Source organism: Pseudobutyrivibrio xylanivorans (assembly GCF_008935055.1).
GTDB lineage: Bacteria > Bacillota > Clostridia > Lachnospirales > Lachnospiraceae > Pseudobutyrivibrio > Pseudobutyrivibrio xylanivorans_A.
This window is the reverse complement of the sequence record NZ_CP043028.1, coordinates 1,667,120-1,686,994: the sequence shown is the minus strand read 5'-3', so window position 1 is coordinate 1,686,994 and position 19,875 is coordinate 1,667,120. Positions and strand designations below refer to the sequence as shown.

The 19,875-nt window shown below is 40.8% G+C and carries 18 protein-coding genes and 1 tRNA gene; 18 read left to right on the top strand and 1 reads right to left on the bottom strand.

All coding sequences use genetic code 11. From position 1 onward, the window contains the following. Positions 1-4: 4 nt before the first annotated feature. From FXF36_RS07675 to FXF36_RS07640, 8 genes are all read left to right on the top strand, one after another. Positions 5-1,402 (top strand): aminopeptidase, encoded by a 1,398-nt coding sequence (locus FXF36_RS07675; protein WP_151623212.1) that lies wholly within the window; start codon positions 5-7, stop codon positions 1,400-1,402. Next, the gene (murB, locus tag FXF36_RS07670; protein ID WP_151623211.1) at positions 1,395-2,324 is read left to right on the top strand and encodes a UDP-N-acetylmuramate dehydrogenase; all 930 of its coding nucleotides are present in this window, start codon (positions 1,395-1,397) and stop codon (positions 2,322-2,324) included. The genes FXF36_RS07675 and murB overlap by 8 nt, the downstream gene beginning before the upstream one ends. Next, the gene (rapZ, locus tag FXF36_RS07665) at positions 2,321-3,193 is read left to right on the top strand and encodes an RNase adapter RapZ (protein WP_151623210.1); all 873 of its coding nucleotides are present in this window, start codon (positions 2,321-2,323) and stop codon (positions 3,191-3,193) included. Before murB ends, rapZ begins: the two co-directional genes overlap by 4 nt. Next, positions 3,194-4,036, top strand: coding sequence for a DNA-binding protein WhiA (whiA, locus tag FXF36_RS07660; protein ID WP_151623209.1), 843 nt, complete (start codon positions 3,194-3,196; stop codon positions 4,034-4,036). A gap of 38 nt (positions 4,037-4,074) precedes the next feature. Beyond that, positions 4,075-4,323 (top strand): HPr family phosphocarrier protein, encoded by a 249-nt coding sequence (locus FXF36_RS07655; protein ID WP_151623208.1) that lies wholly within the window; start codon positions 4,075-4,077, stop codon positions 4,321-4,323. Positions 4,324-4,340: 17 nt separating this feature from the next. Then, entirely contained in the window at positions 4,341-5,234 is an 894-nt protein-coding gene (locus FXF36_RS07650) for a diacylglycerol/lipid kinase family protein (RefSeq protein ID WP_151623207.1), read from the top strand. A 73-nt stretch (positions 5,235-5,307) separates the two neighbouring features. Beyond that, positions 5,308-6,171, top strand: coding sequence for a class II fructose-1,6-bisphosphate aldolase (gene fba, locus FXF36_RS07645; RefSeq protein ID WP_151623206.1), 864 nt, complete (start codon positions 5,308-5,310; stop codon positions 6,169-6,171). 114 nt (positions 6,172-6,285) lie between these two features. Further along, complete coding sequence (locus FXF36_RS07640) at positions 6,286-8,406, top strand: glutamine synthetase III family protein (protein WP_151623205.1); 2,121 nt, start codon at positions 6,286-6,288, stop codon at positions 8,404-8,406. A gap of 123 nt (positions 8,407-8,529) precedes the next feature. Here the strand turns inward: FXF36_RS07640 and FXF36_RS07635 are convergent, their stop codons facing one another. Beyond that, entirely contained in the window at positions 8,530-11,115 is a 2,586-nt protein-coding gene (locus FXF36_RS07635; protein WP_151623204.1) for a transglycosylase domain-containing protein, read from the bottom strand. Positions 11,116-11,206: 91 nt separating this feature from the next. On the opposite strand from FXF36_RS07635, the gene FXF36_RS07630 reads away from it, so the two are divergent. The 10 genes from FXF36_RS07630 to ftsX all read left to right on the top strand — a co-directional run bounded on the left by FXF36_RS07630 (position 11,207) and on the right by ftsX (position 19,806). Beyond that, a complete protein-coding gene (locus FXF36_RS07630) occupies positions 11,207-11,857 on the top strand; it encodes a YigZ family protein (protein ID WP_151623203.1) in 651 nt (216 codons plus the stop codon). 90 nt (positions 11,858-11,947) lie between these two features. Then, positions 11,948-12,019 (top strand) — tRNA-Gln (locus tag FXF36_RS07625). A 128-nt stretch (positions 12,020-12,147) separates the two neighbouring features. After that, on the top strand, positions 12,148-12,846 hold the full coding sequence (locus tag FXF36_RS07620; protein WP_151623202.1) for an acyl-[acyl-carrier-protein] thioesterase: 699 nt from the start codon (positions 12,148-12,150) through the stop codon (positions 12,844-12,846). After that, on the top strand, positions 12,846-13,676 hold the full coding sequence (locus tag FXF36_RS07615) for a CvfB family protein (protein ID WP_151623201.1): 831 nt from the start codon (positions 12,846-12,848) through the stop codon (positions 13,674-13,676). Before FXF36_RS07620 ends, FXF36_RS07615 begins: the two co-directional genes overlap by 1 nt. Before the next feature lie 162 nt (positions 13,677-13,838). Beyond that, complete coding sequence (locus tag FXF36_RS07610) at positions 13,839-14,213, top strand: RidA family protein (protein ID WP_151623200.1); 375 nt, start codon at positions 13,839-13,841, stop codon at positions 14,211-14,213. A 15-nt stretch (positions 14,214-14,228) separates the two neighbouring features. Beyond that, on the top strand, positions 14,229-15,146 hold the full coding sequence (trxB, locus tag FXF36_RS07605; RefSeq protein ID WP_151623199.1) for a thioredoxin-disulfide reductase: 918 nt from the start codon (positions 14,229-14,231) through the stop codon (positions 15,144-15,146). A 156-nt stretch (positions 15,147-15,302) separates the two neighbouring features. Next, positions 15,303-16,520 carry a C40 family peptidase gene (locus tag FXF36_RS07600; protein WP_151623198.1) on the top strand — a complete coding sequence of 406 codons (1,218 nt, stop codon included), beginning with the start codon at positions 15,303-15,305 and terminating at the stop codon, positions 16,518-16,520. Positions 16,521-17,120: 600 nt separating this feature from the next. After that, positions 17,121-18,209, top strand: a complete 1,089-nt coding sequence (locus FXF36_RS07595; protein ID WP_151623197.1) for a PucR family transcriptional regulator — start codon at positions 17,121-17,123, stop codon at positions 18,207-18,209. Positions 18,210-18,227: 18 nt separating this feature from the next. Continuing rightward, a complete protein-coding gene (ftsE, locus tag FXF36_RS07590) occupies positions 18,228-18,908 on the top strand; it encodes a cell division ATP-binding protein FtsE (RefSeq protein ID WP_151623196.1) in 681 nt (226 codons plus the stop codon). Further along, positions 18,898-19,806, top strand: coding sequence for a permease-like cell division protein FtsX (ftsX, locus tag FXF36_RS07585; protein ID WP_151623195.1), 909 nt, complete (start codon positions 18,898-18,900; stop codon positions 19,804-19,806). The genes ftsE and ftsX overlap by 11 nt, the downstream gene beginning before the upstream one ends. Positions 19,807-19,875: the final 69 nt, after the last annotated feature.

Sequence of the window (19,875 nt, the reverse complement as noted above, 5' to 3'; positions counted from 1 at the left end):
TTTAATGGAACGTATTAATGCATGGTCTAAGTACACTTCAGAAAAAGACATGGAAAAAGTTATGGCATTCGGTGAGGATTATAGACAGTTCCTCTCAGATTGCAAGACAGAAAGAGAATGCGTAGATTTCTTTATTGAGAAGGCAGAAGCTGCTGGATATGTAAACCTTGAGACACTTATCGTGGAGGGCAAGAAGCTTAAGGCTGGAGATAAGGTATACGCAGCTAACAAGGGTAAGATGCTTGCTGTATTCAACATCGGAACAGAAGCTTTAGAGAATGGTCTTAACATTCTTGGCGCTCACATCGACAGCCCACGTATGGATTTAAAGCAGAATCCATTATATGAGGATACAGACATTGCTCTTCTTGATACTCATTATTATGGTGGAATCAAAAAGTACCAGTGGGTAACTATTCCACTTGCACTTCACGGTGTAATTGCAAAGAAGGACGGCACTACAGTAAAGATTAACGTTGGAGAGGACACTTCAGATCCTGTATTTGGTATTTCTGATTTGCTTATCCATCTTGCGGCTGACCAGATGGACAAGAAGGGTGCTAAGGTTGTTGAAGGTGAAGATCTCAACATTATCGTTGGTGGTATCCCTGAGTTCGACAAGAAGGGAAAGAAAGAAAAGGATGCTGTAAAGAATAACATCCTTAAGCTTTTAAAGGAAAAGTACGATATCGAGGAAGAGGATTTCATTTCTGCTGAAATCGAAGTAGTTCCAGCAGGTGCAGCAAGAGACTTTGGCTTTGACCGTTCTATGATTTTAGGGTACGGTCATGATGATAGAGTATGTGCATATCCTTCATTTATGGCACTTCTCAACACTACAAAGAAGCTTGCAAAGACTGCTTGTGCACTTCTTGTAGATAAGGAAGAGATTGGCTCTGTAGGAGCAACAGGTATGCAGTCTAAGTTCTTTGAGAACACTGTTGCTGAGATTTATAATCTCCTTGGCGATTATTCAGAACTTAAGCTTCGTCGAGCTCTTACAAACAGTAAAGTACTTTCATCAGATGTTTCTGCAGCTTTTGATCCAAACTATGGATCAGCTTTTGAGAAGAATAATGCGGCATATCTTGGACGTGGTCTTGTATTCAACAAGTACACAGGTGCACGCGGTAAGAGCGGTTCTAACGATGCCAGTGCTGAGTATGTTGGAGAGGTTAGAGCTATCATGGATAAGGATAATGTATGCTGGCAGACAGCTGAGCTTGGCAAGGTTGATCAGGGTGGTGGCGGAACAATCGCGTACATCATGGGCAACTATAACATGCAGGTAATTGATTCAGGTGTTGCAGTTCTTTCAATGCATGCTCCATGTGAAATCATCTCAAAGGTTGATTTATACGAAGCATTGTTAGGATACGAGGCATTTATTAAGTATGCATAAAGAGTTTTCTAAGTTAGATTTATATAATGATTTGCGGACAAATTTTTCTGAGGTGGAGTTTCTTCTTGATGAACCAATGAAGAAGCACACCACCTTCAGAATTGGTGGTCCGGCAGATATTTATGTGGAGCCATCTATTTCTCAGATGGTTCCTCTTATTGCTTATTTGAAAGATAACAGTGTGCCTTTTATGGTGATTGGAAATGGCAGCAATCTTTTGGTTTCAGATGATGGAATCGAAGGTGTTGTTATTTCTATGGGCAGGAATGCCAGTGATATTATTATTGATGATGAGATTATCACGATAGAGGCTGGTGCAATGCTTTCATCTGTGGCTAGTAGGGCGGCAGATGCTGGACTTTCAGGATTAGAATTTGCATCAGGAATTCCAGGCTCCATGGGTGGAGCTGTTTATATGAACGCGGGAGCCTACGGCGGAGAAATAAAGGATGTTTTGATAGAAGCCAATATTTTGACGGCAGAAGGCGAGGTTAAAACCATTTCATGTGAGGATTTGAATTTATCCTATAGGCATTCTGCTCTTATGGAAAATCCGGCTGTTGTTCTTAGTGCAAGAATCAGACTTGAGCATGGAGATAAGGCTGCTATTAAGGCTCAAATAGATGATATACGTAAAAAGCGTATTGAGAAGCAGCCACTTAATTTCCCAAGCGCTGGTTCAACCTTTAAGCGTCCTGAAGGATATTTTGCAGGAAAGCTTATTGATGATGCGGGACTAAGAGGCTATACTGTAGGAGGCGCGCAGGTCTCTGAAAAGCACTGTGGATTTGTGGTAAACAAATCAGAAGCTACAGCTGCCGATGTTCTTCAGCTAATGAAGGATGTTGATGCAAAGGTATATGAAAGCTTTGGAGTTCATCTTACTCCAGAGGTTCGAATTGTTGGGAGGAATATCAATTGAAGCTACTAATTCTTACAGGAATGTCAGGTGCAGGTAAAAATACCGCGTTTAAAATGCTAGAGGATATGGGTTATTATTGTGTCGATAATTTGCCTGTACAATTACTTAAGAGCTTTGTGGAATTGGCTGACAGTGGCACCTTTGAGAAGAAAATTGTAGTTGGAATTGATGTGCGTAATGGCACGGCAATGAAGCTTTTGCCGGATATATTGCAAGAATTAGACGGGGCTGAGAAGCGATTTTCTATACTATTTCTCGATGCTGAGGATGATGTCCTTGTAAAAAGATACAAGGAGACCAGAAGAAATCATCCCCTTTCAGGCAGAGAGAGAATTGCAGCTGGTATCAAAGAGGAAAGACAATCTATCGGATTTCTTCGTGATGAGGCTGATTATGTTATCGATACTACTCATCTTCTTACAAGAGAGCTTAAAGAGGAGCTTAAAAAAATCTTTGTAGAAGATGCAGAATATAAGAGCTTGTTTGTTACCATTATTTCCTTTGGTTTCAAATACGGAATCCCAGAGGATGCCGACTTGGTATTCGATGTCAGATTCCTTCCAAATCCATACTATGACTTGGAATTGAGACCATTCACTGGTAATGACCAGCCTATTAAGGACTTTGTTCTGAAATATGATGAGGCCAAGACATTTTTAGATAAAACGACTGACCTTATCAAGTTCCTGATTCCTAACTATATTAAAGAAGGAAAGAATCAGCTTGTTATCGCAGTGGGTTGTACTGGGGGGAAGCATCGTTCAGTATGCCTTGCTGATGAAATATTTGAAGCACTAAATGGAGACGAGTCTTACGGACTTAAAATAGAGCACCGTGATATCGGAAAGGATGCTCTGAGAGGAAAGTAATTGTCATTTTCAAAGAATGTAAAAGAAGAACTTTTTCAGGTCCTTCCGAAGAGCAGACATTGTACTGTTGCTGAGCTTGCAGCAATCTTTATGCTACAGGATGCGGATAGTTTTAAAACTATTTCGGAAGACCAATTAAATAGAAAAGTCTTTACTTTATTAAAAAATTCACGTAATATAGGAAAAGATGTCACCGCTATTACTGCCGATGTCTTTTTTGAGACTAAAAAAATGCTTAAGCTTACAGATGATTGTCAGCTTGCTGAAGACATCGTTATTCAACAGTCATGTTGTAAACGAGCCTTCATAAGAGGAGCATTTTTGGCAGCAGGTTCGATTTCAGATCCAAATAAGGGTTATCATTTCGAGATAGTATGCAATACCGTTGCTCAGGCTGAAATGATAAAAAGAGCAATGAATACCTTCGAAGTAGGTGCCAAATCAGTTGAAAGAAATGGTAAGTTCGTTGTGTATTTAAAGGAAGGTGCCCAGATTGTGGAAATCCTCCGTGTTATGGAGGCTGCTCATTCTGTCATGGATTTGGAAAATATTCGAGTTGTGAAAGAAGTGCGTGGCACTATCAACCGTAAGGTTAACTGTGAGACAGCCAATATTGGCAAGACCGTGGGAGCAGCAGTTCGTCAGATTGAGCAAATAAATCTGATTGATGAAAAACTCGGGTTAGAAAATCTTCCAGTTCAATTGGAAGAGATTGCTAGGGTAAGGCTGAGGTATCCTGATACACCGCTCAAGGATTTGGGAGAAATGCTTGAACCACCTATAGGAAAATCAGGGGTGAATCACAGGTTCAAAAAGCTGGCAGCAATAGCAGAGGGATTATAAGCCAGCGTTAGGTTTTATTAGATATTCAGGAGGACGTCATGCAAAAAGAAGTTACTATTCAGATGTCAAATTCAATGGAAGCTACACCTATAGCACACTTAGTTCAGTTAGCAAATAGATTTTCAAGCTCAATCTATTTTGAGATGGATGAGAAAAAGGTAAATGCTAAGAGTATTATGGGAATGATGAGTTTGGTATTATCTTCTGGTTCACACGTTGTTATCGATGCAGCAGGTGATGATGAGGAAAAAGCAGTAGCTGAGCTTTCTGATTTCCTTACAAAATAATTTTTTTCGAGGGATATATGTCAAAGAGATTATTATTTATAGTGAACCCACGCTCAGGCAAGGGGCAGATAAAAGAACATCTTGCTGACATCTTAGACATTATGATTAAGGCAGACTACCAGGTTAGTGTACATGTTACACAGGCTGGTGGTGATGCTACAGTTCAGACAATTGAACAGGCAGGGAATTTTGATAGAATCGTTTGCTCTGGAGGAGATGGTACCCTTGACGAGGTTGTCACAGGTATGATGCAGCTCCCTCTGGAAGAGAGAAAGCCAATTGGATATATTCCGGCTGGCTCCACAAATGATTTCGGTAATTCCCTTGGTATAGATAAGAACATGATAAATGCAGCGCGTATAAGTGTATCTGATCATCTATTTCCATGTGATATCGGAAGATTTAACTCAGATTCATTCGTTTACGTTGCTGCATTTGGTATTTTTACAGAAGTTTCTTATGCTACCCCTCAGGATTTAAAAAATGTTCTAGGACATGCAGCTTATATAATTGAAGGAGCAAAGCAGCTTCGCGATATTCCGTCTTTCAGAATGCAGGTGGAATACGAAGGCAATGTTATTTACGACGAATTTATCTATGGAATGATTACCAACTCTAAATCAGTTGGAGGCTTCCAGGGAATCATTCGTGGCGATATAGGATTGAACGATGGTGTATTCGAGGTTACTCTTATTAAAATGCCTCGTAATCCAATCGAATTAAACGAAATTCTTGGATTTATGACAGGCATTATTCCTGATTCGGAAATGGTTTATGCTTTCCAGACTAGCGAAATCAAGTTCATAAGCACTGATGTAGTACCATGGACATTAGATGGCGAGTTTGGTGGAAAACACGACGTTGTAGTGATTAAGGACGAGGGACACGCCTTGGAAATTGCTATTGAATAGAAATTTAGCTTATGCTAAAATTTCGTTTAGATAGGGTTTAAAACCTAATAACGAGAATATGGAGGATAATTCTATGTTAGTTTCTGCAAAAGAAATGCTTGATAAGGCAAAAGCAGGCCACTATGCAGTTGGTCAGTTTAACATCAACAACCTTGAGTGGACAAAGGCCATTCTTCTTACAGCTCAGGAGCTCAACTCTCCAGTAATCCTTGGTGTATCTGAGGGCGCTGGTAAGTACATGACAGGCTTCAAGACTGTAGCAGCTATGGTTAAGGCTATGGACGAGGAGCTTGGAATCACAGTTCCTGTAGCACTTCACCTTGATCACGGTACATACGAAGGATGTTACAAGTGCATTAAGGCTGGTTTCACATCTATCATGTTTGATGGTTCACACTATCCATTCGAGGAGAACCTTGCTAAGTCTACAGAGCTCGTTCACGTAGCTCATCAGCTTGGCCTTTCTATCGAGTGCGAAGTTGGTTCAATCGGTGGTGAGGAAGACGGTGTCGTAGGTATGGGCGAGTGCGCTGATCCAGAAGAGTGCAAGACAATCGCTGACCTTGGCGTTGATATGCTTGCAGCTGGTATTGGTAACATCCACGGCAAGTACCCAGAGAACTGGGCTGGTCTTTCATTCGAGACACTTGACGCTATCCAGCAGAAGACAGGTGCTATGCCACTCGTTCTTCATGGTGGTACAGGTATCCCAGCAGACATGATCAAGAAGGCTATCGAGCTTGGCGTATCAAAGATTAACGTTAACACAGAGTGCCAGCTTTCATTCGCTGATGCTACACGTAAGTACGTTGAGGCTGGTAAGGATCTTGAGGGCAAGGGATTTGACCCACGTAAGCTCTTAGCTCCTGGTACAGATGCTATCAAGGCTACAGTAAAAGAAAAGATGGAGCTTTTCGGATCAGTTGGAAAGGCTTAATTAATTATGATTATTTAGCTCTCACATGAGCTTTGGAAAAGACAATCGGCAATGGACAATCGCTGGTTGTCTTTTCTATTATTTTGTTATTTTGCGTGAAAGGATACATGATTAATGGAAGAATATTTTAATGTGGCAGACATCTTTGGTGAGAATGTTTTCAATGACACTGTTATGCAGGAACGCCTCCCAAAGAAGACCTATCAGAAGCTTAAGCAGACTATCTCTGAGGGTAAAGAACTAGATTTAGAGACAGCTGATGTCATCGCTCATGAGATGAAAGAATGGGCAATCGAAAAGGGCGCTACTCACTATACACATTGGTTCCAACCACTTACTGGTATTACTGCAGAAAAACATGATTCATTCATTTCTGCTCCATTGCCATCAGGGAAGGTTTTAATGAGCTTTTCAGGTAAGGAATTAATCAAGGGTGAGCCAGATGCATCGTCATTCCCTTCAGGCGGTCTTAGAGCCACATTCGAGGCTAGAGGCTATACTGCTTGGGACCCAACATCTCCAGCTTTTGTTAGACAGGATGCTGCCGGAGCTACACTTTGCATTCCAACAGCCTTCTGCTCTTATACAGGCGAGGCTCTCGATCAAAAGACACCACTTCTTCGTTCGATGGAGATTCTTTCTGAGCAGGCAATTCGTCTCCTCAGATTATTTGGTAACACCACATCACAGCGTGTTACTCCTTCAGTTGGTGCAGAGCAGGAATACTTCCTTATCGACCGTGAGATGTATCTTGCACGCAAGGATTTAATGTACACAGGTCGCACACTTTTCGGCGCTATGCCACCTAAGGGACAGGAGATGGACGACCATTACTTTGGTTCTATTCCTGAGCGAATTGAGGCATATATGCGTGATGTAAATATTGAGCTTTGGAAGCTTGGTGTTTCATCTAAGACACAGCACAACGAGGTTGCACCAGCACAGCACGAGCTTGCACCAATCTATGCACAGTGTAATGTTGCAGTTGACCATAACCAGATTATTATGGAGACACTTAGAAAAGTGGCTAACCGCCATGGCCTCCAGTGTCTGCTTCACGAGAAACCATTCAATGGCGTAAATGGTTCTGGTAAGCACAACAACTGGTCACTTGTTACAGATGATGGAATCAATCTTTTTGAGCCAGGAAAGTCGCCACACGAGAATATCCAGTTCTTACTTGTTCTTTGTCTTGTTTTAAAAGCAGTAGACCGTCACTCAGACCTTCTTCGTGAATCTGCAGCTGATGTTGGTAATGACCATCGTCTTGGCGGAAATGAGGCACCTCCAGTTATCATTTCTGTATATCTTGGAGAGCAGCTTGAGGATGTGCTTACACAGCTTATCTCAACTGGTACAGCAACTAAATCAAAGAAGGGTGAGAAGCTTGCTACAGGTGTTAAAACCCTTCCAGATTTTAGAAAGGATGCTACAGATAGAAACCGTACATCACCTTTTGCATTTACTGGAAATAAATTCGAATTCAGAATGCCAGGTTCACAGGATTCAGTTGGTGAGCCAAATGTAGTTCTCAATACAATCATGGCAGAAGCACTTTGTGAGGCATGCGATGTTCTTGAGAAGGCAGAAGATTTTGATGTGGCTGTTCATGACATGATTAAGAAGCTTGCTATCGAACATCAGCGCATCGTATTCAATGGAAATGGATATGGTGAAGAGTGGATTAGGGAAGCTGAGAAGAGAGGCTTAAAGAGCATCAATTCACTTGTAGAGGCTATTCCAGCTCTTACAACAGATGCTACTGTTAATATGTTTGAAAAGTTTGGTGTATTCTCAAAGGTTGAGCTTGAGTCACGTGCAGAAATCGAGTACGAGCAGTACATCAAGTCTATTAACATTGAAGCTCGCACAATGATAGATATGGCTTCTAAGCAGATTATTCCTGCTGTAATCAGCTATGCAACAGAGCTTGGTCTTTCTATTGGTACCATCTCTGATGCCTGCCCAGAGGCAGATGTTAGCACACAGAAGGAGCTTCTGATTAAGCTTTCTAATCTTCTTCGTGAATCTAAGGATGCACTTGTTACACTTAAAGAGACAAATGAGAAAGCATACTCTATGAAGGTTTCAAGCTGTGAGAAGGCAAACTATTATCATGATGAAGTTGTGAAGGCTATGGATAATCTTCGCAGACCTGTAGATGCACTTGAAATGATTGTAGATAAGGAATCATGGCCAATGCCTAGCTATGGCGATATGATCTTCGAAGTATAAAAAGGTAACAAAAAGCCCCCGGTTACGCTTTCAAGCCTTGGTATTACTCCGCTCAACGAACATGTTTCGCTTGAGTAACACCAAGAGCTTGACTAGCTACCAGGGGCTTATTTTACGCATTTTTTATTCGCCGCCAATTACTTGTATTTGTACGTCGCCGCTAGTTTCGCTAGTGGTTCCGCCGCCGGCACTGCCACCAAAGGTGCCACTATTTGGAAGTGGTTCACCACCATGGATAGGGCAATATTGTCCAAAGGTAGTTGGATTAACACCAAATGGTTCATCTTCACTGCCTGCAGCAGCTCCGATTATAAAGACGCCAGTGTAATGTGGGCATTCAGAGTTGGCAAACATGTGAGTTTCTGTACAAACATTTCCAAGATAATGGTGATCACAATATTCAGTAGGCTGCGTACCTTCTTCAAAATATTCTGTATATACCATTGAACCTCTTGGATCACAGTCGCAAACACCTGCTATGGCAAGTTTTCCTGATTTCTTACATACCTGAGCAGTTACAATACCTGATGGCTGGCTGAAACTCTTGTTAGCTAATCCTGAGTGGATTCTGCTCATTACAGCTTTCCAAATTACCTTTGAATAAGTTGTGTAGCTCTGTGGGGTATTATCATCATATCCACCCCAGATAACGCCTGTATAATATGGTGTGAAGCCTGCAAATACAGTATCGCGGTTCTTTGTTGTGGTACCTGATTTTCCTGCCACAGTCATTCCTTCGAAGTTCGCAACCTTACCTGTTCCAGCAGTCATAACATCTTGCATAGCGCTTGTAAGAAGCCATGCAGTAGTTTCTTTTAGCACTCTCTTAGAAGTGTTTTCTCTATTATCAAGAATTATATTTCCCTGATGGTCAACAACTGTTGTGTAGAAGATTGGCGTGTTGTATTCACCACCGTTGGCAATGGTTGCATAAGCAGCAGTCAAATCAAGGTTTGTAACACCATTTGTGATTCCGCCAAGGGCGAGAGCCTGGTTATTATCGCCATCTGTAAGGGTGGTAATACCCAAATCTTTTGCATATTGATAGCCGAGACTTGTACCGATATCACCCATGACTTCAACCGTAACAACGTTAATTGAGTTTGTGATAGCGGTTCGAATATTAGTCCAGCCAAGGTAAGTATTATTGTAATTCTTAAGAGATGTACCATCTCTGTAAGTGGTTGGCATATCGTTTTCAACAGAAGCAAGTGTCATGCCTCCGGCATCAAGAGCCGCTGTATAGCAAGCGATAACCTTGAAGGTGGAACCTGGCTGACGTTTAATGCCTGTGGCGCGGTTCAGTGTCTTTGCAGCTGTTTTATCGCCGCGTCCGCCGACCATTGCAACAACCTCTCCAGTAGAGTGATTAATGATTGTCATTGCAGCCTGTGGCTGGAGGGTGTATGTGACAGATTCACCTGCAATGGTGTCACCCTCTTCCATGATGGCTGCCTTGTATGTTTCAATTGCCTCGGCAGCAGCTTCCTCTGACTCGAATTCCAAGTTGTAGTCTTTATTGCTTGACTGATAATAAGAAAGCATTGTGGTGTCTGAATAATTCTTTGTAGAACCATCGGCCTTGTTGATTGTCAGTCGGTAAGAGAAGGATACCTTCTCAATCTTGTTATAATTATCAGTGTTGTTAATTTCCTCTTCCACTATGGATTGTATATTGGAGTCCTGTGTAGAGTAAATTGAAAGACCACCTGAATATAATAATGAGTATGCCTCTGACTCGTTGTAACCGAGTTTGTTCTGCAAATCAGCGACGATTTCATCCGTAAGGGCATCTACAAAGTATGAAGTGGATGAAGTAGAAAGCTCAGTGTTCAACACCTGAATCCTTCCGTATACATCATCTGCTAATGCCTCTTCGTACTCACTTTTTGTGATATATCCCTGCTCAAGCATGTGGTTTAAGCACTTCTTGCGACGCTTGGCGTTTTCCTCAGGACGGGAAATAGGATTATATTTTGTAGGATTCTGTGTGATACTGGCAATTACAGCACTCTCAGAAAGGGTAAGCTCTGAAACTGATTTGTTAAAGTATCTTTCAGCAGCTGATTGTACACCCAGTGTATTCTGTCCAAGGTTGATACTGTTAAGGTAGTTTTCTAAAATAACAGATTTCTTTACGATTTTTTCAAGCTGTACTGCTAAATATTGTTCCTGAATTTTTCGATTCAAGCTGTCAGCGAAGGTGTGCTCCGAAGTCCAGGTAGTGAAATAGTTATTCTTTAATAACTGCTGGGTAATGGTACTTGCACCTTGAGAAAAATCGAAACCATTCATCACACCTTTAACAGCGGCTCTGATGATACCCTGAACATCCACACCGTTGTGTTCGTAGAAACGCTCGTCCTCAATTGCTACGAATGCGTGCTGCAAATCTTCTGGAATCTGATCTAAAGTAACGTAAGTTCTGTTGGCACCAGTTGATGCCAAAGTTTCTATTTCAATTCCGTTAGAGTCGTATACCTTACTCATGTACCCTGTCGGAGAAATATCGATAGTGGATACATCTGGTAGCTGGTCTATAAGGTTCTTTGCGTAGAGGTAAGCAATTATGCCACTTGCAATTACGACAGAAACAATACATATCAAAAAGATACGGATAATAGCGAGTCCGGCGCTGTGGCGCTTTCGCTTTCTACGTCCTGTCAGCTGGGCTGATTGCTTAGCTGCATTTTCTTTTCCGTAATTCATAATAACCTCCAATTTAGACTTCATTATATCAAAATTATCCTATATAATGAAGTAACACTTTATTATATAGGAAATTATAGGCAAGAGCAAAATGGAAAAAGAATTCAAAATCATATATCAAGGCGGAACAGGTGAAATCGAAGAAAAGAAATCTCGCTTTATCGCACATATTGCACCGGTTACTTCAGAGGAAGAAGCTGTCGCATTTATTAATGGAAAGAAAAAAGAATTTTGGGATGCAAGACATAATTGCTCAGCTTTTGTGATTGGCCAGAATAATGAAATTACCCGCTGTAATGATGATGGTGAACCTGCTCAAACTGCAGGCAGACCAATGCTTGATGTTTTATTACGTGAGAATATTCATAACTGTGTAGTTGTTGTCACAAGATATTTTGGTGGAGTCCTTCTTGGAACAGGTGGACTCGTACGTGCTTATCAGGCTACAGTTCAGGAAGGTTTGAAGAATTGTCAGATTCTTGCCCCTAAAACGGGAATGCCATGCTCAATTTCTACAGATTACAATGGCTATGGAAAGATTGAATACGTATTGCGAGATAATAATCTTCCAATTTTAAATACTGAATTTGGGGCTGATGTAAATATTTCTTCTGTAGTTCCAACAGAAATGGTAGAAAATGTTGGGAAACTGATTGCAGATAAAACTGCTGGAAACGCAGTAATTACCTGGGATGATGAGATACGCTATGATATTCTAAATGGAAATCTATTAAAATTTTAAAAAAGTTGAAAAAAGTACTTGCACTTTTTGAAAACAGGTCGTATAATAACATTCGTTGACGCGGCAAAGCAAAGCAAACGCGAAAGACATTGGCCCATCGCCAAATGGTAAGGCAACGGACTCTGACTCCGTCATTTCAAGGTTCGAATCCTTGTGGGCCAGCTCTTAGGACCTAAGCGAATAGCTTAGGTCCATTTTTCGTATATGGAGAAATATGATTAGTTTTGCAATTGCAAGTATTAGATGAGGCTTGAGAGCGTAACAAGTCGGATTACAGTGATGGAGGGAAAATGTATAAGTACAATTCCAGAGTAAGCTATAGCGAAGTGGATTCTAAGCTTAATCTCACATATTTTGATTTAGTTAATTACATGCAGGACTGTAGCTGTTTTCACTCAGATGATGTGGGTGTAGGTGTTAGATATCTGGCTCCAAAGAAGCGTGGCTGGTTTGTCACATCCTATGAGATTCATATCAACAGGATGCCTGAATACATGGAGCGCATAGTGGTTTCCACATACCCATACCAGGTTAGGGGGATGATGGCTCGTCGTATTTATACAATCGAGTCGGAGTCGGGAGAGCTGTTGGTGTATGCTGATTCTCTCTGGGTACTGATGGATTTAGAAAATCTTAGACCAGCAAGACTTACGGATGAAATTATTGAAGCATATCCAGAAGATCCGGACAGACCAAAGTTTGAGTTCGGTCGTAACAAGCTTAGATACAATAATGATGGCAAATTAGTGGGACATTTCACAGTAAATGAAAACCACATAGATACTAATAGTCACATGAATAATTCTTTCTATATTGATGTGACAAGACGATTTCTTCCAAGGGAAGATTTTTCTACCATACTGGTTAATTACAAAAAGGCGGCAATGCTGTTTGATGAACTTGAGGTTTATTTGGTAGAATTAGAACAAGGTTACCAGGTTGTCCTTATGAAGGATGACGATGTTTATACAATTGTGGAGTACAAATAATGAAATTAGGTGAAATTCAGAAGCTTAAAATTGAAAAGAAGGTAGAATTCGGTGTTTATCTCACCGATGGGGAGCAGCGTGTTCTTCTACCGAAGAAGCAGGTTCCAGAGGATGCAAAGTCTGGTGATGAGGTGTCAGTTTTTGTTTATAAGGATTCAAAAGACAGACTTATCGCATCAACCAATATTCCAAAGCTTACACTTGGTAAGTTTGGCGTTCTTTCTGTAAGCCAGATTAATAAAGTGGGAGCGTTTATGGACTGGGGACTTGAAAAGGATTTGTTTTTACCATTCAAGGAGATGACTCGTCAGCCATCGGAGGGAGACGAGATTCTTGTGAGGGTATATATCGACAAGAGTGAACGTCTCTGTGCAAGTATGAAAGGCATATATGAACTTCTTTCTAAGAAGCCACCATATCAGGTGGGAGAGGAGATTGAAGCAAGAATTTATGAGTTCGGTCATGATTTTGGAACCTTCGTTGCACTTGAAGACAAATACTCTGCAATGATTCCCCGTCACGAGGATGTTTCAAAGTATCGTATAGGTGATGTTATTATGGTTCGCATTACTGGTATCAAAGAGGATGGTAAGTGCGACGTTACAATTCGTGATAAGGCATACGTGCAGATGGAAGATGATGCGGAGGCGCTTCTTCAGCTGATCGACAGCTATGCTGGTGTTCTTCCATTTTCTGAGAAGGCATCTCCAGAAGTTATCAAGCGTGAAACCGGTCTTTCAAAGGCTGCATTCAAGCGTGCTGTAGGCCGTTTATACAAGGAACGAAAAATAACTTTGAACGATGGCAAAATTCGTCGTAGCGAGTCGTAAATTATATGTTATAATAGGTTTACTATTTATAGGCGTAGAAATATTTTTAGTGAGCTTGTAGCTATCAAGCTCTTGGTATTGCTTTAGCGGCGCTTTCTATGCAGAGCGTAGCAATACCAAGGCTTGTGAGCGTAACAAGCGGGCTAAACAGGAGGTAATGCTATGAAAAATGTAATTTCTACAGACAAGGCGCCAGCTGCAATCGGCCCATATTCTCAGGCTGTAGAAGTCAACGGAATGGTTTATACATCAGGCATCATTCCAGTTGATCCAGCCACAGGAGAGATTCCAGAAGGTGCAGCAGCTCAGGCAGACCGTGTTTTCAAGAGCATGTCGGCTTTGTTAGAGGCCGCAGGCACATCTATGGCTAATGTTGTTAAGACAACAGTATTCATCAAGAATATGGAAGATTTTGCTGCAATCAATGAGGTGTATGCAAAGTATTTCCCACAGCCTTATCCATCACGTTCGTGTATTGAAGTTGCCAGAATTCCAAAGGATGTTCTTTTGGAGGCAGAGGCTATTGCCACAAAATAACATTGCTTTCGGAGAATAATGATGATTTATGACATTATAGTTGTAGGCGCAGGGCCGGCAGGACTTTCTGCGGCTATCTATGGCAAGAGAGCAGGAAGAAATATTCTTGTCTTAGATACTAGTTCCATCAGCGGTGGACAGATTCTTAGCACCTATGAGATTGATAATTATCCTGGAATGCCAGGTGTGACCGGTGAGGAGTTGGCTATAGCCATGCGTCAGCACTGTGAAAAGCTTGGAGTTGAGTTTGCTCGTGGTCGTGTTACATCTATTGTGGATAAAGGTGGCATCAAGGAGCTTGTCACCAAGAAGGCTACCTTCGAAACCAGAACTGTAATTCTTGCCACCGGTGCTACCAACAGACAGCTTGGTTGTCCTGGAGAGGAAGAATTTTCTGGTATGGGTGTTTCCTATTGTGCGACCTGCGACGGAGCCTTCTTTAAGGATAAAGTCGTTGCTGTCGTAGGCGGTGGAGACGTGGCGTTGGAGGATGCGATTTATCTTTCACGCTTCTGCACAAAGGTCTATCTAATTCATCGCAGGGACGAGTTCAGAGGTGCGGTTGTACTTCAAGAGCAGGTGAAGTCTTCTGAGAGAATTGAGATTATTTACGATACCACTGTTGAGGTAATTAATGGTAAGGATAGTGTAGAATCACTTCTATTAAAGAATAGAAAGTCCGGGCAGATGAATGAGCTTTCGGTAGATGGTGTTTTCATTGCCGTTGGAAATGTTCCTAATACAAATTCAATTGCAGGTTTGCCAGAGATGGATGAAGCAGGCTATATAAAAGCAGATGAGACATGTACTACTTCAATTCCTGGAATTTTTGCTGCTGGAGATGTTCGTACAAAGCAACTTCGACAGGTGATTACAGCTACTGCAGATGGTGCTAATGCCATAACTTCAATCGAACGGTTTTTACAAAAATAGTTACGTTGTCCCTTTTTTCTCAAATGTTACAAATTCTCGCATGATGATAAACGTGTGGACAAGCGTATAACAATGGGGCTTGACAGGATAAAAGATAGAATATATAATGTTCAATGTTGTAACAAAGTTGTAACAAATTGGAGGTTTTATTACAAAATGAATTCAAAAATGACAAAAGTTGTTAGCTACACACTTGCTGCTTGCGTCGTTGTTTCTAGTATATCCCTTACTTCGGATGCGGCTACTGCTACATCCGGTGTCAGTGCACTTTCCAGTGCTACTGGAGTTTTAGAGACTACTAATTACACTGCATTTGCAGGTGCTCAGCTTTCAGTTAATGATATGTTAGCTAATGCAACTATTATTGCAGCTGAAACCCAGCTTGCTGATAATGGTGCAGAGGCAGTTTCTTCTACAGAGGCAAATCCATACGAGAATATTGCTATTGCTCAGGTTGATAATTATGTTTATATCCGTGAGCAGGCTTCAGCAGAAAGCGAGTATGTTGGAAAGTTATACAACAATTCAGCTGCAACAGTTTCAGAGACAGTTGATGCTGCTGATGGCACTTGGCTTAAGATTACATCTGGTGATGTGACAGGTTATGTAAAGAGCGAGTACGTAGTTCAGAACGATGAGGAGCTTGCAAAGAAGGTTTCAAAGCGTCTTGCTACAGTTACCACAACTACTCTTAAGGTTAGAGAGTCAGCTTCAAAGGATTCATCTGTTCTTGATCTTCTTCCAATGGGCGACGATCTTGTTGTTATCGATGAGTCCACTGCTAGCGATGGTTGGGTAAAGGTTACTTGTAATGATGGCGAGGGTTATGTCAGCACAGACTATGTAACTCTTTCTACTGATTTCACAGTTGCTGAGTCAAAGGCAGCTGAGGAAGCTCGATTAGCAAAGGAAGAGGCAGAGCGTAAGGCTGCGCAGGAAGCAGCAAAGAAGGCTACTGAAAAGAGCCAGTCAAAGTCATCATCAAAGTCATCGGGCAGTTCTTCAAGCAAGAGCTACTCTTCACCATCGGGTTCAGGCGGTAGCGCAGTTGTTAATTACGGTTCTCAGTTTGTTGGTAACCCATATGTATATGGTGGTTCATCTCTTACAAACGGAACAGACTGCTCAGGTTTTGTAATGAGTTGTTATTCAGCATACGGCGTCAGCCTTCCACATTCATCAAGTGCAATGAGAAGCGTTGGTTATGGTGTATCTTATGATGAGATGCAGCCAGGTGATATCGTATGTTATTCTGGTCACGTTGGTATTTATGCTGGAAATGGAACACTTCTCCATGCATCAAATAAGAGAACTGGTATCACATATTCAAATGTAAACTACAAGACAATTCTTGCAATCAGAAGAATTTTCTAGTCCGATATTTAGATATTTAGGCATCACTTAGGTGGTGCCTTTTTTGTAGTAGAAGGCAGAAATTGATGCGAATTGTCAGAAAATAATATTTTTAGATATTGGATATTTTTAGATAATTGTGCACAAATAGACTCTTTGTTAAAGATGAATATAATTTCTTAAGCTGTGGAAATGCAATATTTTATCAACAAATGTTCACAATTTAAACACGAAAAAATGGACTTGTAAACGTGTTATCCACTTTATCCACAATAATTGTGAACGGATTAGAAAAGTTATCCACAATTTTTATAAACAAGTGTTTTGTCTTAAAGTGACAAAAGTGGTTAAATTGCTAAAAATACTTGACTTTGGAAGTGAGTAAAATATATCTGATAAAAGTGGGTATTATCAGACAATAAACCACATTGTTTGTCACTTCACAAAAGCTCCATAACCATGAGTATTTTATTATAGTTGTAAATGTGCATAATAAAATGTAAGTTTACTATTTCATTTTTTGGTTATTTATATTAGAATAGCAATAGATTATGTGAATTTGTATGCAAAAAGAGCTTTTTTGATTGTTGATATTGCATAGACAGGCAGGAGGTATTCGATATGATTTCGAATCAAATTATGCAAAATACTTTAGAGGGATTACATCAGCTTACTAAAATAGATTTAGCGGTAATGGACTCAGATGGGGTTATGTGTGCAGCCACTTTTGGCGATACTACACAATATTCGGATTCGGTAGCAGTCTTTGCTGCATCTGAGGCTGAGAGTCAGGTTGCTTTGGGCTGTCATTTCTTCAAGGTTTTTGATGACCAACAGTTGGAGTTTGTTATTTTAGCTGTTGGAGATAGTGAAGAGGCATCTACTGTTGGTAAGATTGCTGCTTTCCAAATTCAGGAGTTAATGATTGCTTACAAGGAGCGCTTTGATAAGGATAACTTTATCAAGAACCTTCTTCTTGATAATCTTCTTTTGGTTGATATCTACAACCGTTCTAAGAAGCTTCATGTGGATATCGCTGCACGACGAGTAGTTATGATTGTTGAGGTTGGTCCAGAAAAGGATGGCGATGAACTCGACAGAGTACGCTCTGTTTTTGGTGGAAAGAACAAAGACTTTGTTACTGCGGTTGATGAGCGCAACATTATCGTTGTTAAAGAACTGGGTGAAAATGATTCAAACAACGAAATAGACAAAATTGCGGCAGTAATTATCGACGCTTTTCATGATAAAGACGATAAAAAAGTCCGTGTATCTTATGGTACAATAGTCGGAGAAATAAAAGAGGTTTCCCGTTCATACAAGGAGGCTTCAATGGCTATGGACGTTGGCAAGATTTTCTTCAATGACCAGAATGTCATTGCATATTCACAGCTTGGTATAGGACGTCTGATTTATCAGCTTCCAATTCCACTTTGCAAAATGTTTATTTCTGAAATTTTTGAGAATAAATCACCTGACGATTTTGATGAGGAAACACTTACAACCATCAGCAAGTTCTTTGAGAACAGCTTGAATGTTTCAGAGACATCTCGTCAGCTATACATCCACCGAAATACTCTTGTGTATCGTTTGGACAAGCTCGAGAAGAGCACTGGTCTTGACCTACGTGTATTCGAGGATGCAATCACCTTCAAGATTGCACTCATGGTTGTAAAATACATGAAGTACATGGAAAGTGAAAAGTTCTAATTAGAAAGAGGTATTGAATTGATACGATTAGATCATGTTAGTAAATCCTACGAGGCTGGCAAGCCGGCTCTTGAGGATGTCACTATTCACATTGATCCAGGCGAATTTGTTTTTGTTGTTGGAGATAGTGGTTCGGGTAAATCTACCCTTATTAGATTGCTTTTAAAGGAACTTGAGCCTTCGAAGGGCAAGATATATATCAATGGTCAGGATTTAAAGAAGGTTACCCACAAAAAAATTCCTATGTATCGAAGGAATGTTGGAGTAGTCTTCCAAAATTTCCGACTGCTGCCTGATAGAAATGTTTATGAAAATGTTGCATTCGCTATGAAGGTTGTAGAATCTTCGAATCGCGAAATCAAAAAGAAGGTTCCAGCTATTCTGTCATTGGTTGGTCTTGCTGCAAAGTACAAGTCCAGACCTAGTCAGCTTTCCGGAGGAGAACAGCAGCGAGTTGCAATAGCCCGTGCTCTTATCAATGAGCCGAAGATTATTCTTGCTGACGAGCCTACTGGAAATCTTGATAGCGATAACACTTGGGAAATCATGCGTCTCTTGGAAGAGATTAATCAAAGAGGTACCACTGTTGTTGTCGTTACCCATAATATGGAAATTGTCAGAGCTATGAATAAAAGAGTTATCACCATCAAAAAGGGCGTGGTAGTTGACGACTTTGGAGGTGACAACTATGAAGATTAGTACGCATATTTACAATATTGGACAGGGATTGAAAAATGTATGGCGTAACAAGATGTTCTCGCTTGCATCGATCGCTACAATGACAGCCTGCATTTTCCTGTTTGGAATTTTTTACTCACTTGGTACCAACTTTCAGTCAATGGTAAAGACTGCAGAAGAGGGTGTTGCTGTAACTGTCTTTTTTGATGAGGGTATTACCCAACAGCGAATTGACGAAATCGGTGAAGAGATTAAAAAGCGAGTTGAAGTTTCGAAATATAATTATGTATCTGCAGAGCAGGCTTGGGCAGATTATCAGGAAGAGTATTTCGGAGGAAACGCCGAACTTGCAGCGGGCTTTGCTGATGATAACCCACTTGCAAATTCAGCAAACTACGAGATTTATCTTAATGATGTTTCGATGCAACCTACCCTGGTGTCTTTCCTTGAAGGACTTGATGGTGTTCGCCAGGTAAATCAGTCAGAGGTGGCAGCCAAGACTCTTACAGATGTAAACAAAGCTATTACAATTGTTTCTATGGCAATTGTTGCGCTTCTTTTAGCGGTATCAGTTTTCTTGATCAGCAATACTGTTATGGTTGGTATCTCAGTCAGAAGAGAAGAAATTGCTATCATGAAGCTTATCGGTGCTAAAGATGCATTTGTTAGAGCACCATTCGTTGTAGAGGGTATTTTCATCGGATTGATAGGCTCAATTATTCCACTTGTGCTTCTGTTCTTTATATATGGAAAGGTTGTGGAATATGCAAGTTCAGAGTTTAATTTCCTCAGCAACATGGTTTCATTCATTCCAGTTGAGACAATTTTTAGGACATTGGTTCCTATTTCTCTTTGTTTAGGAATTGGTATTGGCTGGGTTGGTTCTCGTGTGACCTTGCATAAGCATTTAAGAGTTTAGTTTAAATTTTAATAGCGAAGACATTTTAGGGAGTGCCTTGGATTAAAGGCACTTCTTAGTTTATTTAAG